Genomic DNA, 13542 nt, shown 5'->3' with positions numbered 1-13542 from the left:
TTAACTGGCGGGTTAACCATGATTTAGTCAGTGGAAAATTCCGCCCTATTGTAATGCGTAGAAAAGAGAGGCCAGTTTAAGTGTCTGTAGGTATCCTCGGCACCAAGCTAGGCATGACTCAGGTATTTGACGCAGAGACAGGAAAAGCGATTCCGGTCACCGTAGTTCAAGCCGGGCCATGCACAATCACCCAAGTGAAGACCGAAGCCACCGATGGCTATACGGCCATCCAGCTAGGTTATGGTGAAGTTCCTAACAAAACCCGGAAATTAAACACCCGAAAATCCCCAGACAAAGAGGTTAATAAATACCTCAGCCATGCTGAACAGGGACACCTAACCAAATCCAACAGCCCCTTAGTTCGTCACCTTAAAGAATATCGGCTAGAAAGTACCGATAACTTTGAACTAGGTCAGGAAATCAAAGTAGATACCTTTGAACTCGGACAAATGGTAGATGTGACGGGCATTAGCATGGGTCGGGGTTTTGCGGGAAACCAAAAACGTAATAACTTCCGACGTGGACCAATGGCTCACGGTTCCAAAAACCACCGCCTACCAGGTTCCATCGGACCCGGAACCACACCAGGGCGCGTTTATCCCGGCAAAAAAATGGCGGGACGTTATGGCGGGAAACAGATTACCACTAGGAAGCTGACTATCGTGCGGATAGACCTAGAAAGGAACCTGTTGCTAATTAAAGGATCAATCCCCGGCAAACCCGGTGGCTTGCTTAATATCAAACCAGCCAACCTGGTGGGTGGCAAGTAGAGAGAAGACAGGGGGAAAAATGGTTGACTGTGTAATTCGCAACTGGGAAGGGGAAGAAGTCGGACAGACTACCCTGGAACTAAAAGTTGCTAAAGAAGAAAATGCCTCCCACATCGTCCATAGAGCCTTAGTACGTCAGCAGGCGGCAGCCAGACAGGGAACAGCCAGCACCAAAACTCGCTCAGAAGTGCGAGGCGGTGGCCGTAAACCCTGGAGACAAAAAGGAACAGGACGGGCAAGGGCAGGTTCAATTCGTTCTCCACTATGGCGCGGTGGTGGTGTGATCTTTGGGCCAAAACCGAGAGATTACAGCGTCAAAATGAACCGCAAAGAACGTCGGTTGGCTTTGAGAACGGCGTTTCAGAGTAGGGCAGAGGATATCGTGGTGGTGGAAGAATTTGTGACGCAACTGCCACGTCCTAAAACTAAAGACTTGACAGATGCTTTGGCACGTTGGGGAGTTTCACCAGAAGCTAAAGTGCTGCTGGTACTACCTGAAAAACAAGAAAACGTCTATTTGTCGGGTCGGAATGTGGCGAAAATTAGAATTTGTCTGGCAGATAGCTTGAATGTCTATGATGTTCTGGCAGCAGACAAAATAGTAACCACTGCTAATGCCCTGGCGAAAATTCAGGAGGTTTATGGTGACTGAGTTTAAAACCCGTGATTTAGCTGATGTGATCCGACGACCAATTGTAACTGAAAAAGCCACAATTCAAATGGAGTTGAATCAGTTTACTTTTGATGTCGATCCTAGGGCGGATAAACCAACTATTAAGGCGGCAGTTGAACTGCTATTTCCAGTTAAGGTTTTGAGTGTTAATACCCAGAATCCTCCCCGGCGACGACGTAGGGTCGGCCGTTTCGTCGGGTACAAACCTCGCTATAAAAGAGCGATCGTTACCCTGGAAGATGGGGAAGCCTTGAGAAAAGTCCTCTTCCCTGAAGTTTAATGGTGTCGGGTAAAACGCGGGTGTGCCACCTTCTGAATAACTATCAAAAAAAAGCGGCACCGAGAACCCACCTTTACCCTGGTAATTATTGAACACCGACATGAAGGGCGATCGAGTTTTCTTTCCCTATCCTGAAATCTAGATCTCTAACTTCCACAGAAACAGACATAGGATCGACTATATGGCAATTCGTTCTTACCGACCTTATACCCCAAGCACACGCCAACATACTGTCTCGGAATTTACAGAAATTACTAGATCCGAGCCGGAAAAATCCCTAACCGTCTCTAAACACCGCCTTAAAGGTCGTAATAATCGCGGTGTGATTACCTGTCGCCATAGAGGTGGTGGACATAAAAAACTATATCGGATTATTGACTTTCGCCGGGATAAACATAATGTACCCGCTAAAGTCGCTGAGATTGAATACGACCCCAACCGTAACGCCAGAATTGCCCTACTTAACTATGTGGATGGCGAAAAACGCTATATTCTCCACCCTGTAGGCTTGGCTGTCGGGACTGTGGTTATATCTGGACCTGATGCCCCCATTGAAGTGGGTAACGCTCTCCCCCTATCCCACATTCCCTTGGGTACATCAATCCACAACGTGGAAATGATTCCCGGTAAAGGCGGACAAATGGTGAGAGCAGCCGGAGCCTCGGCTCAGATTATGGCTAAAGAAGGGGATTATGTAACCCTGAAACTGCCATCTGGTGAACAACGGAAAATCCCCGCCCGTTGCTATGCGACGATTGGACAAGTGGGTAATGTGGATGCCAGAAATATCAGCATTGGTAAGGCTGGACGTAATCGCTGGTTGGGTAAACGTCCCACCGTGCGCGGTAGTGTTATGAACCCTGTTGATCACCCCCACGGTGGTGGTGAAGGACGCGCCCCCATTGGTCGCAGTGGCCCGGTTACGCCTTGGGGTAAACCAGCCCTGGGAGCGAAAACCAGAAACAAGAAAAAACGCAGCACTGCTTTAATTGTTCGCCGTCGTCGGAAATCCTCGAAACGAGGCAAAGGTGGCCGTCAGAGCTAATCGCCAAGCCTTGCAGACTGCTATCTGGCTGCATTCCTGGTAAAGGCATCAAAAGAAAATCGGACTAAGCCCCCCACCCCTACCCTGCCCAAAGGGTAATGGGTAGCCTCCGCCCACAGCCTAGATCACCATTGGAATCCTAAACATATACCATGTCTCGATCGCTCAAAAAAGGTCCATTTGTGGCCGATCATCTGCTCGTCAAAATCGAAAAACTCAACGCTGACAATCGTAAGGAAGTGATCAAAACTTGGTCGCGCTCCTCCACCATTGTTCCCCAAATGGTTGGTCATACTATCGCTGTTCATAACGGCCGTCAGCACGTCCCTGTATTTGTTAACGAACAAATGGTGGGACATAAATTGGGAGAATTTGCTCCCACTCGGACATTCCGAGGTCACGCTAAAAGTGATAAAAAAGCTCGCCGATAAGCGGCGCTTCGTTCGCCTGTAGGACTGTGGAGTAGCGGCGGATTATGCGGTATTTTCGGAAAAAACGCGGCTGGGGCTGGTTCTGCCCGTAACCTTAATTCCCCAAAGCGTGTTTTGAGAAACCCGCCCAAGTCCAAAGCGCCCTGACAATTTCTGGGTTGAGCGACCCTAAACCACACCTACATCACGCCCGAATCAAGGAGAAAGATATGGCTAGTTCCAACTCAGAAGTAAAAGCGATCGCTCGTTACATCAGAATGTCCCCATCAAAAGTCCGGCGGGTACTTGATCAAATTCGCGGACGTAGCTATCGCGAAGCCCTGATTATCCTGGAGTTTATGCCCTACCGCGCCTGTACTCCTGTCTTGAAAGTTCTGCGATCGGCTGTTGCTAACGCTGAACATAACCAGGGTTTAGACCCCGCCACTCTCATCGTTTCCCAAGCCTTCGCCGATGCCGGACCAAGCCTTAAACGCTACCGCCCTCGCGCCCAAGGTCGAGCCTATCCCATTCGCAAACCCACCTGTCACATTACCGTGACCGTCGCGGAAGCCCAATAACAACTCCTAGCTTCCCCAGGGTCAGTGGGTTAAGCATTAAACCCTTACCTTGCATGGATAAGCGCCTATCTGGTCGTTTTATGTACAGACTAAATTATTAAGCTGCTATGGGACAAAAAATACATCCAATTGGTTTCCGCCTTGGAGTTACCCAAGAACACAAATCTCGCTGGTTTGCCGATGCTAGTCAGTATCCGCAACTGTTGCAGGAAGACCACACCATCCGTAAGTACATTCAGAAAAATCTCAGCAATGCTGGCATCTCAGATGTTCGCATTGAACGCAAAGCTGATCAAATTGACCTGGAAGTGCTAACCGCTAGACCGGGTGTGGTAGTTGGTCGTGGTGGTGCCGGAATTGACTCCCTCCGCCAAGGACTTCAGAAAGAACTGGGCAGCAATCGCCAGATCCGCATTAACGTTGTGGAAGTGTCCCGCGTTGATGCTGATGCTACCCTCATCGCTGAAAATATCGCCGCTCAACTTGAAAAACGGGTTTCCTTCCGTAGAGTTGTCCGCCAAGCTATTACCCGCGCCCAAAAAGCTGGCATTGAAGGCATTAAAATCCAGGTCAGTGGCCGCTTGAACGGAGCAGAAATTGCTCGGACTGAGTGGACCCGTGAAGGTCGTGTTCCCCTACACACCTTACGAGCTGATATTGACTATGCCTACTGCACCGCTCTCACTATTTACGGCATCCTCGGTGTCAAAGTTTGGGTGTTTAAGGGAGAAATTATTCCCGGTCAGGAAGAAACCCCCGCACCTAATACAAGAGCGCCGAAAAGTCGCCGTACACCCAGACGGCAAAAGTATGATGACCGGTCTAGTGATACATAAAAAGTTCTAGTAGGCGCGATCTCGATAGGTTCATAACCCAAAACCTAACACTTATCTCCCTCATGGGTACGCCTCTGTCTCATTAACTTCACTCACTACTATTTGCGATCATGTTAAGCCCAAGAAGAACTAAATTCCGCAAACAACAGCGGGGTCGAATGCGGGGTCAGGCAACTCGCGGCAACAATATCAACTTTGGTGATTTTGCCCTACAAGCCCTTGAACCCTCTTGGATTACCTCCCGCCAAATTGAAGCAGCCCGTCGGGCAATGACTCGTTATATTCGCCGGGGTGGGAAAATCTGGATTCGTGTATTCCCTGATAAACCTGTCACTATGCGTCCCGCAGAAACCCGTATGGGTTCCGGTAAAGGGGCCCCTGAATACTGGGTCGCTGTTGTTAAACCTGGACGCATCATGTTTGAAATTGCAGGTGTTTCTGAAGAGGTCGCCCGCGAAGCTATGCGCCTAGCCTCCTTTAAACTCCCGATTAAGACTAAGTTTCTCACACGGGAAGATTCACAGTCCTAATACTGATTGCATTGACCTGAAAACTGCCCGCTAATTGTACCGAGGAGATAATTATGGCTCTTTCTAAAATTGAAGAAGCCCGACAGTTAAATGATGATGACCTCTCTGAGCAAATCCTGGAAATTAAAAAACAACTCGCTAATCTGCGCCTCCTGAAAGCTACAGGACGCTTGGAAAAACCTCATGAAATTAGACACACACGACATCGATTGTCACAGTTACTCACCGTGGAGAGGGAACGACAACTTCCAAATCAAAGTCCGGCTTAGTATTCCCTAATTCATTAGTCTAAGGCCCTAGGGAATAGGAAATGGGAAATACTGGTCAGTAATACCCATTACCCATTACCCATTACCTAAACAATCATTCATCTCTTATTTCTCACAATCATGGCAGTTAAAGAAAGAGTTGGCGTAGTCGTCAGCAATAAAATGCAAAAAACTGTGGTGGTAGCTATTGAAAACCGCTCCCCTCACCCTAAATATGGGAAAATTGTCGTTAATACTAAACGATATAAAGCCCACGATGAAGATAATACTTGTCAAGAAGGCGATCGGGTTCGCATTCGAGAAACCCGCCCCCTCAGTCGCACTAAACGCTGGAATGTAGTTGAAATTATCAACAAAAATAACCAGTAATTCTCACCGGTTTCTGTTTATCTTGAACCCCAAATTACGCTTACAGAGACAATACCATGATTCAACAGCAGTCCATACTTAATGTGGCAGATAACAGCGGCGCGCGCAAACTTATGTGTATCCGCGTCCTGGGTGGGGGTAATCGTCGCTACGGCACTATTGGTGATGTCATCATCGCTGTCGTTAAAGATGCAATTCCCAACATGGCCGTCAAAAAATCCGATGTCGTTCGAGCTGTCATTGTTCGCAGTCGCCAAGGACTACGCCGAGATAGCGGTATGAGTATTCGCTTTGACGATAATGCAGCCGTTATCATTAACCAGGATGGCAACCCCAGGGGAACCCGTGTATTTGGACCTGTGGCACGGGAACTACGGGACAAAAATTTCACTAAAATTGTTTCCCTTGCACCGGAGGTACTCTAAATTATGCCCAAGCGTCAGCGCAAATTAGCTCCGCCCCGGGGCTACAAAATGCACGTCAAAAAAGGGGATACTGTCCAGGTAATTGCCGGACGAGATAAAGGAAAAGTTGGGGAGGTGATATCCACTCTACCTAAATTGAGTAAAGTAGTTGTCAAAGATGTTAACGTCCGTACCAAGCACGTTAAACCTCAACAAGAGGGTGAAGGTGGCCGTATTGTCAACTTTGAAGCTCCTATTCACAGTTCTAATGTGATGCTGTATTCGACCAAAGAAAAAGTCGCTAGTCGTATTTCCTACACCTTTACGGAAGACGGGCGCAAGGTCAGAATGCTCAAAAAAACCGGGGAAGTTATTGATTAATCAATGGCACACTTTCTCCCCCGGGGCGGGTTTCCCACCAGCCCTGACTGGACAGGTGGACTCTGTTAAACACTCGTTTTGATTATCCCTGACCAAGCCCAGGGAATGTATTTAGGACAGACAGCAACTATGACATCTCCACTCAAAACCATCTATCAGGAAACCATCGTTCCTAAATTGATGGAACAGTTCAAATATGAGAACATCCATCAGGTTCCCAAGGTTGTTAAAGTTACCATTAACCGAGGACTGGGCGAAGCATCCCAAAATGCCAAGGCTCTGGAATCTTCAGTTAATGAATTGGCGATTATTACCGGACAAAAACCAGTAGTGACCCGCGCTAAAAAAGCGATCGCCGGCTTTAAAATCCGTCAAGGAATGCCCGTTGGGGTAATGGTGACACTCCGTTCTGATCGGATGTATGCCTTTATGGAACGTCTAATTCACCTAGCCCTACCTCGCATTCGAGACTTTCGTGGCATTAGTCCCAAAAGTTTTGACGGTCGGGGTAACTACAGTCTGGGGGTCAAAGAACAACTGATCTTCCCAGAAATCGACTACGATCGCATCGATCAAATTCGAGGTCTGGATATTTCAATTGTCACCACAGCCCAGACAGATGAAGAAGGGCGTGCTTTACTTAAAGAAATGGGAATGCCCTTCCGGGAGAACTGAGGCAGTAAAATAACGAGACAACTATGGCGACGAACGACACTATTGCAGATATGTTAACGCGCATCCGCAACTCTTGCATGGCGCGGCATCAAACCACAGAAATTCCATCCACCAAAATGACCCGCAGTATTGCCAAAGTCCTCCAGGATGAAGGCTTTATTGCCAACTTTGAAGAAGCAGGTGTTGGTGTCAAAAAACATTTAGTGGTTTCACTAAAATACAACACCAAAACCCGCACCCCCACAATCCGCACCCTTAAACGAGTGAGCCGTCCAGGTTTGCGCGTTTACAAAAACCGCAAAGAACTCCCCCGGGTTTTAGGTGGAATTGGAATTGCGATCATTTCTACCTCCCGTGGGGTAATGACCGACCGAGAAGCCCGCCTTCAGGGCTTAGGCGGAGAAGTGCTTTGCTATGTGTGGTAAATCCATTACCCACAGCCTCGCACTCCGCAGACCCCTAAACACTGCTCATCGACCATTAAACAAGGATTATGTCTAGAATTGGTAAGCGTCCAATTCCGATTCCCGCCAAAGTTACCCTAACCTTAGACGGCCAAAAAGTCACAGTCAAAGGACCAAAAGGGGAGCTTTCCCGCGTATTACCCAACGAAGTGATCCTCTCCCTCGAAGAAGACACACTAATCGTTAAGCGTCGGGATGAATCCCGAGTCGCCCGTCAGCGTCATGGTCTCTGTCGCACCCTGGTAGCCAACATGGTGGATGGAGTTTCCCAAGGATTTGAACGGCGACTGGAAATCCAAGGAGTGGGATATCGGGCTCAGGTTCAAGGTAAAAACCTGATCTTAAATGTCGGCTACAGCAAACCGGTGGAAATGGTTCCCCCTGAAGGTTGCAGCGTAGCCGTTGAAAATAACACCAATGTGATTGTTAGCGGAATTAATAAAGAACTCGTCGGCAACATGGCTGCGAAAATTCGCGCCGTGCGACCCCCTGAACCCTATAAAGGCAAGGGCATTCGCTACGCCGGAGAACAAGTCAGACGTAAAGCTGGTAAGGCAGGGAAAAAATAGATCATGAAACTTACTCGTAACGATTCCCGTCAGCGCCGTCACCGTCGAGTTCGGCGCAAAGTCCTAGGCACTTCAGAGCGTCCTAGATTGGCTGTGTTTCGCTCTCACAAGCACATCTATGTACAGGTGATCGACGATAGCCAGCAACACACCTTAGTTGCCGCGTCTACCTTAGACCCCGAAATAACTGCCGACTTAAAAACTGGGGCCACCTGTGATGCCTCTGTTAAAGTTGGTCAATTAATCGCTAAACGCTCCCTATCTAAAGGAATTGAGCGCGTAGTATTTGACCGGGGAGGTTACATCTATCACGGCCGCGTTAAAGCCTTGGCAGACGCAGCCAGAGAAGCCGGGTTAGAATTTTAATAAGCTGACGGGCAATTTATAATTGCCCTTAACAATCAGGAACTAAAAGTATGGCAGAACAGCAACGTCGTAAAAAAAATACTCGCACCAAAGAAAAAGAATCCGAATGGCAAGAACGGGTTGTTCAAATTCGCCGTGTAACTAAAGTAGTTAAAGGCGGTAAAAAACTCAGCTTCCGTGCCATTGTTATCGTCGGCAACGAAAAAGGCCAGGTGGGTGTCGGTGTCGGAAAAGCAGCAGATGTCATCGGAGCCGTCAAAAAAGGTGTCGCCGATGGCCGCAAAAATGTCGTCGAGATTCCCCTAACCAAATCTAACTCTCTACCTCACCCCGCCAATGGTGTGGGAGGCGGAGCCCAAGTCATTGTTAGACCCGCTGCCCCTGGTACAGGGGTAATCGCTGGGGGTGCTGTCCGCACCGTGCTAGAACTAGCCGGGGTTAAAAACGTTCTAGCTAAACAGCTAGGCTCCAGTAATCCCCTGAATAACGCCCGCGCCACCATTAACGCTCTATCAGGATTGCGGACCCTATCGGATGTGGCTAAAGAACGGGGCATCCCCATCGAACAGCTTTATGCTTAATCATAAGTGGACCATCGGGGCAATTCCTCAATTGCCTCTCACTGATAACCCATCAATTGCAATGCACTGAGACAACCATGAGATTACAAGACGCAAAGCCCAAAGCTGGCTCTCAAAAACGTCGCCGTCGCCTTGGTCGTGGGGTTTCTGCCGGACAAGGAGCTAGTTGTGGCAAAGGAATGCGCGGTCAAAAATCGCGTTCCGGTGGCAGCACCAGACCCGGATTTGAAGGAGGTCAAAACCCCCTCTATCGACGACTACCTAAATTAAAAAGCTTTCCTCTGGTCAACCGAAAACAGTACACTACCATTAATGTGGGTCGTCTGGATTCTCTGAGTGTCAACAGCGAAGTAACTCTATCCTCTCTCATTGCGGCCGGAATTATTACTACTGACCGGGGACCGCTCAAGATTTTGGGAGATGGAGAACTAAATGTAGCACTTCAGGTTAAAGCAGCAGCCTTCACCCAAAGCGCTCGATCTAAAATTGAAGCAGCCGGGGGAAGTTGTGAAGTCTTAGGAGCCAGAAACACCAGCCCGGAAGGTTAAGCATTAGCTTGCTCTGTACATTCCCAATAGTGTTTTCAAGAGGTAGTCCTTCATGGTCGTCAGTCGTGAAAAAACGCCAACTGCACAGGAAACATTCATGCAGATGGCTCAGGCTGCTGGTTTACGGGGTCGTATTCTCGTAACCATTGGTCTGCTCATTCTAGTTCGTTTGGGCGTGTTCCTGCCTATCCCAGGCATTGATCGGCAAGCATTTAGCCAAAATATTCAAAACACCCCCTTTATCGGTTTTCTCGACCTATTTTCCGGGGGTGGATTTTCAGCCCTGGGTATTTTTGCTCTGGGAATTCTCCCCTATATTAACGCCTCCATTATCATGCAGTTGATGACGGCGGCTCTCCCCACTTTAGAAGATTTGCAAAAAAACGAAGGGGAAGCCGGACGGCGGAAAATATCTCAAATTACCCGCTATGTGGCCTTGGGGTGGGCTATCTTGCAAAGTATTGGTATTGCCATTTGGGTCAGCCCCTTTGCTCAAAACCCCAATCAACCACAGTTCATAGTCATGGCTGAAGTAGTCCTGGCTCTGGCTGCTGGGTCTATGTTTGTCATGTGGGTATCGGAACTGATTACAGAACGCGGTATCGGTAATGGCGCTTCCCTGCTCATTTTTATCAACATCGTAGCGGTTCTACCCCAATCATTGGGCAGTACCATTGAATTAGCTCAAAGTGGTGATAGCGCTATTGTAGGACGAGTTGTGATCTTGTTATTGATTTTCCTAGCAATGATTGTTGGGATTGTTTTTGTACAAGAGGGAACCCGTCGTATTCCTATTGTTTCCGCCCGCCGACAAGTGGGTCGCAAACTTTATCGCGAAAAAAGTAGCTATCTACCTTTGCGTCTAAATCAAGGCGGGGTGATGCCGATTATCTTTGCTTCGGCAGTTTTGATTCTTCCGGCTTCTATCTCCCAGTTTGCTAATAATCCGGTTCTGGTACAAATTTCTACTTATCTGAGTCCCGGAGGACCTGCTCCTTGGCTCTATATTGCCTTTTACTTGCTGATGATTCTGTTCTTTAGCTATTTCTACGCTTCTTTAATTATGAATCCCGTAGATATGGCTCAGAACTTGAAGAAAATGGGAGCTAGTATTCCCGGAATTCGTCCAGGTCGCGCCACCAGTGAGTATATTGAGCGGGTTCTGAATCGCTTAACCTTTTTGGGAGCGGTTTTCTTGGGTTTAGTAGCAATTATTCCTACTGTAGTCGAAAGCGCTACCAGAGTTCCTACTTTCCGAGGCTTTGGTGCTACTTCTCTACTGATTCTGGTCGGGGTTGCTATTGATACCGCCAAGCAGGTTCAGACCTATGTAATTTCTCAAAGATATGAAGGGATGGTGAAAAAATAATGCGGGAATTGATTTTTTTGGGGCCGCCTGGTTCGGGAAAGGGAACACAAGCGGCTCGTATGGCTGAGATTATGAAAATTCCTCACATTTCTACTGGAGAGATTTTGAGGGATCATGTCTCTAAGCAAACTCCCCTGGGTCAACAGGCTAAAACCTATATGGATCTGGGTGATTTGGTTCCGGATCAACTGATTTTGGATATGGTGACTCACCGTTTATCAGAGCCTGATGCTGAAACGGGTTGGATTCTCGATGGGTTCCCTCGTAATGTCAGCCAGGCTCAGTTTGTCCAAGAGCATTTGTTGTCGGTTGATGAGAAAACGGGCAAAATTCCAGATAAAGATCACGTCTGGGTCATTAATTTAGAGGTTCCAGATGATGTCATCCTGAAACGATTGCTGGTGCGAGGTCGTGAAGATGACCATGAAGAAACGATTTTACATCGCCTTCAGGTTTATCGGGAACAGACGGCTCCCTTGATTGAATTTTACAGCAGTCGTAACCAACTGCATCATATCAATGGCGATCGCACCATGGAAGAAGTAACCGATAGTTTAAAAGAGGTAATTACCAGCTAATCATTGGCATGGAGAATCCAGGTTCACCAATCTGGGCACCAAATCTCCCCCCGGCGGTTCCCATCGTGGCTTAGTCATTTGTGTTGATGACATGGATGATTACCAGATTTTGATAAGATATGTTAACACGCTCAGGCCCTAGCCCGGACGCTATTCTGCCTGGTTGGATGATTTTAGTCGCCTACTGGGGGGTTTATTTACCGAATTGAGGAACTAACAGTTTGTCTAAACAAGACTTAATAGAAATGGAAGGAACTGTTACCGAGTCCCTTCCCAACGCTATGTTTCGAGTCGATCTCGATAATGGTTTTAATGTACTAGCACACATTTCGGGTAAAATCCGGCGCAACTACATTAAAATTCTACCGGGCGATCGCGTCAAGGTAGAATTAACCCCCTACGATCTCAGCAAAGGTCGGATCACCTATCGACTGAAAAAGAAATAGGTTCCCCTCATAGCTGAATCGCTCCAGGTTGATTTACCTCAATCCTGGCTGAAAATTTTTAGCCTGTGGTATAATTAAGAATTTGTTGTAAACTACTATTAGTAGTTAGTGTCGTTCTATATAGCGTTAGCATCCCCCTGTAAAAACCAGGCTGGTCAACAGCCATGTTTCCGGGGAACTAAGTTATGGACAATAGTTGAATTTCCTAGGGGATAGGGGGGTCGCTAATCTCAAGCACTAAAACCTAAGAGTTAAAAATCAACAAGGGGACTACCTGCGCGTAGGGCTGAGTTGTCAAATAATACTCTGGGGAAAGTACCGCCGACCAGTAACACCATAGTAGCGAAGTAACTTTGTGCTGAAAACAGCCTAAATCAGGCTAACCATAGAAAGATACAGCACCTCTGTCTTTCTTCCCCAGTAGGGTAAGGCAAATTCATGAGCCATAAAATTGTAATCGGCCAGCTAAATCTAGTGGTTTCCCAACTCCCATGAGGTTGACATGAAAGTTAGAGCATCAGTGAAGAAAATTTGTGAAAAATGTCGCGTCATTCGCCGTCGAGGGCGAGTGATGGTGATTTGCTCGAATCCCAAACATAAGCAAAGACAAGGATAGTGATGATGAAGGTAGTGAAGTGCGTCAGAGAGGCAGAATGCACGCAGATTCAATGATTATTAATTGGTCTGGCGCACCCTACCCATATTAACTGTTGATGTCTATTGTACACAGAGGGAAGAAAAGCAAAGTAGCGGGAAAGCTAAATTAAGTATCCCACTAACCCAAGCCAGTGATACCCTCGTCAAACGCACTTAATGGCTGTTATGATGGCCGCGCGAGGCGGCTCAGTCACTAAGCTAGGAAGTGTGAAGTTAGCCTTCACGGTCTGATCACTGGCAGGATTAAATAGAACAACTCGGCACTGTAATTAATTTTGGCACAGCACGATTATTAGGGAGAAAAAAACGTGGCACGGATAGCCGGAGTAGACCTTCCACGCGATAAGCGTGTTGAGATTGGTCTGACCTATATCTACGGAATTGGATTATCTCGCTCCAAAGAAATCTTAGCGGAGACGGGTGTCAACCCCGACACTCGGGTTAAGGATTTAACTGATGCGGACGTAGCAGCTTTACGTTCTGTAATCCAAACTAACTACCAAGTAGAAGGAGACCTGCGGCGCTTAGAAGCGATGAGCATCAAGCGTTTAATGGATATTGGTACTTATCGTGGTCGTCGTCACCGAATGGGATTACCGGTTCGGGGTCAGCGGACGAGGACGAATGCCAGAACCCGGCGTGGAGTTCGCCGAACTGTAGCAGGTAAGAAAAAAGCCGCCTCCAAGAAATAGTCTATGGAGAGGCTTTCCATGGGCCAACTGTATTAATCAATTATTCAGT

General features: G+C 47.7%; 23 protein-coding genes. All 23 read left to right on the top strand.

The features are described from left to right. Positions 1–80 precede the first annotated feature (80 nt). The 23 genes from rplC to rpsM all read left to right on the top strand — a co-directional run bounded on the left by rplC (position 81) and on the right by rpsM (position 13493). A complete protein-coding gene (gene rplC, locus HFV01_RS21995; protein WP_006670976.1) occupies positions 81–770 on the top strand; it encodes a 50S ribosomal protein L3 in 690 nt (229 codons plus the stop codon). A gap of 19 nt (positions 771–789) precedes the next feature. Then, the gene (gene rplD / locus HFV01_RS21990) at positions 790–1422 is read left to right on the top strand and encodes a 50S ribosomal protein L4 (RefSeq protein WP_006621342.1); all 633 of its coding nucleotides are present in this window, start codon (positions 790–792) and stop codon (positions 1420–1422) included. Continuing rightward, entirely contained in the window at positions 1412–1723 is a 312-nt protein-coding gene (locus HFV01_RS21985; RefSeq protein ID WP_006621341.1) for a 50S ribosomal protein L23, read from the top strand. Before rplD ends, HFV01_RS21985 begins: the two co-directional genes overlap by 11 nt. 181 nt (positions 1724–1904) lie before the next feature. Continuing rightward, the gene (gene rplB / locus HFV01_RS21980) at positions 1905–2768 is read left to right on the top strand and encodes a 50S ribosomal protein L2 (protein ID WP_006621340.1); all 864 of its coding nucleotides are present in this window, start codon (positions 1905–1907) and stop codon (positions 2766–2768) included. A 152-nt stretch (positions 2769–2920) separates the two neighbouring features. Then, positions 2921–3199: a 30S ribosomal protein S19 gene (rpsS, locus tag HFV01_RS21975; RefSeq protein WP_006617591.1), complete on the top strand. Its 279-nt coding sequence runs from the start codon at positions 2921–2923 to the stop codon at positions 3197–3199. A 209-nt stretch (positions 3200–3408) separates the two neighbouring features. Beyond that, on the top strand, positions 3409–3759 hold the full coding sequence (gene rplV / locus HFV01_RS21970; RefSeq protein ID WP_006621338.1) for a 50S ribosomal protein L22: 351 nt from the start codon (positions 3409–3411) through the stop codon (positions 3757–3759). A gap of 107 nt (positions 3760–3866) precedes the next feature. Beyond that, positions 3867–4595 (top strand): 30S ribosomal protein S3, encoded by a 729-nt coding sequence (gene rpsC / locus HFV01_RS21965; protein ID WP_008057354.1) that lies wholly within the window; start codon positions 3867–3869, stop codon positions 4593–4595. Between the two features lie 110 nt (positions 4596–4705). Continuing rightward, positions 4706–5125: a 50S ribosomal protein L16 gene (gene rplP / locus HFV01_RS21960; RefSeq protein WP_006618093.1), complete on the top strand. Its 420-nt coding sequence runs from the start codon at positions 4706–4708 to the stop codon at positions 5123–5125. Between the two features lie 53 nt (positions 5126–5178). Continuing rightward, entirely contained in the window at positions 5179–5394 is a 216-nt protein-coding gene (rpmC, locus tag HFV01_RS21955) for a 50S ribosomal protein L29 (protein WP_006621336.1), read from the top strand. A gap of 120 nt (positions 5395–5514) precedes the next feature. Further along, positions 5515–5763 (top strand): 30S ribosomal protein S17, encoded by a 249-nt coding sequence (rpsQ, locus tag HFV01_RS21950; protein ID WP_006621335.1) that lies wholly within the window; start codon positions 5515–5517, stop codon positions 5761–5763. 56 nt (positions 5764–5819) lie between these two features. Next, positions 5820–6188: a 50S ribosomal protein L14 gene (gene rplN / locus HFV01_RS21945; protein WP_006621334.1), complete on the top strand. Its 369-nt coding sequence runs from the start codon at positions 5820–5822 to the stop codon at positions 6186–6188. A gap of 3 nt (positions 6189–6191) precedes the next feature. Further along, positions 6192–6548, top strand: a complete 357-nt coding sequence (gene rplX, locus HFV01_RS21940) for a 50S ribosomal protein L24 (protein WP_006670296.1) — start codon at positions 6192–6194, stop codon at positions 6546–6548. A gap of 129 nt (positions 6549–6677) precedes the next feature. Beyond that, positions 6678–7223 (top strand): 50S ribosomal protein L5, encoded by a 546-nt coding sequence (gene rplE / locus HFV01_RS21935; RefSeq protein ID WP_008057353.1) that lies wholly within the window; start codon positions 6678–6680, stop codon positions 7221–7223. A gap of 23 nt (positions 7224–7246) precedes the next feature. Further along, complete coding sequence (gene rpsH, locus HFV01_RS21930; RefSeq protein ID WP_006621331.1) at positions 7247–7648, top strand: 30S ribosomal protein S8; 402 nt, start codon at positions 7247–7249, stop codon at positions 7646–7648. 68 nt (positions 7649–7716) lie between these two features. Then, entirely contained in the window at positions 7717–8256 is a 540-nt protein-coding gene (rplF, locus tag HFV01_RS21925; RefSeq protein WP_006621330.1) for a 50S ribosomal protein L6, read from the top strand. A gap of 3 nt (positions 8257–8259) precedes the next feature. After that, on the top strand, positions 8260–8622 hold the full coding sequence (gene rplR / locus HFV01_RS21920; protein WP_006621329.1) for a 50S ribosomal protein L18: 363 nt from the start codon (positions 8260–8262) through the stop codon (positions 8620–8622). A 50-nt stretch (positions 8623–8672) separates the two neighbouring features. Continuing rightward, a complete protein-coding gene (gene rpsE / locus HFV01_RS21915) occupies positions 8673–9203 on the top strand; it encodes a 30S ribosomal protein S5 (RefSeq protein WP_006618084.1) in 531 nt (176 codons plus the stop codon). 77 nt (positions 9204–9280) lie between these two features. Next, on the top strand, positions 9281–9751 hold the full coding sequence (gene rplO / locus HFV01_RS21910; protein ID WP_006621328.1) for a 50S ribosomal protein L15: 471 nt from the start codon (positions 9281–9283) through the stop codon (positions 9749–9751). Positions 9752–9803: 52 nt separating this feature from the next. Next, positions 9804–11120 carry a preprotein translocase subunit SecY gene (gene secY, locus HFV01_RS21905; RefSeq protein ID WP_006621327.1) on the top strand — a complete coding sequence of 439 codons (1317 nt, stop codon included), beginning with the start codon at positions 9804–9806 and terminating at the stop codon, positions 11118–11120. Further along, positions 11120–11698, top strand: a complete 579-nt coding sequence (locus HFV01_RS21900; protein WP_006621326.1) for an adenylate kinase — start codon at positions 11120–11122, stop codon at positions 11696–11698. Before secY ends, HFV01_RS21900 begins: the two co-directional genes overlap by 1 nt. Before the next feature lie 221 nt (positions 11699–11919). Beyond that, positions 11920–12144, top strand: a complete 225-nt coding sequence (gene infA, locus HFV01_RS21895) for a translation initiation factor IF-1 (protein ID WP_006618080.1) — start codon at positions 11920–11922, stop codon at positions 12142–12144. A gap of 502 nt (positions 12145–12646) precedes the next feature. Beyond that, the gene (gene rpmJ / locus HFV01_RS21890; protein WP_006618079.1) at positions 12647–12760 is read left to right on the top strand and encodes a 50S ribosomal protein L36; all 114 of its coding nucleotides are present in this window, start codon (positions 12647–12649) and stop codon (positions 12758–12760) included. Positions 12761–13109: 349 nt separating this feature from the next. Then, positions 13110–13493, top strand: a complete 384-nt coding sequence (rpsM, locus tag HFV01_RS21885) for a 30S ribosomal protein S13 (RefSeq protein WP_006621324.1) — start codon at positions 13110–13112, stop codon at positions 13491–13493. The last annotated feature ends 49 nt before the right edge of the window (positions 13494–13542 follow it).

This window comes from Limnospira fusiformis SAG 85.79 (assembly GCF_012516315.1).
GTDB classification, from domain to species: domain Bacteria; phylum Cyanobacteriota; class Cyanobacteriia; order Cyanobacteriales; family Microcoleaceae; genus Limnospira; species Limnospira fusiformis.
The sequence above is the reverse complement of the archived record's forward strand: the minus strand, read 5'-3'. Positions and strand labels throughout refer to the sequence as shown.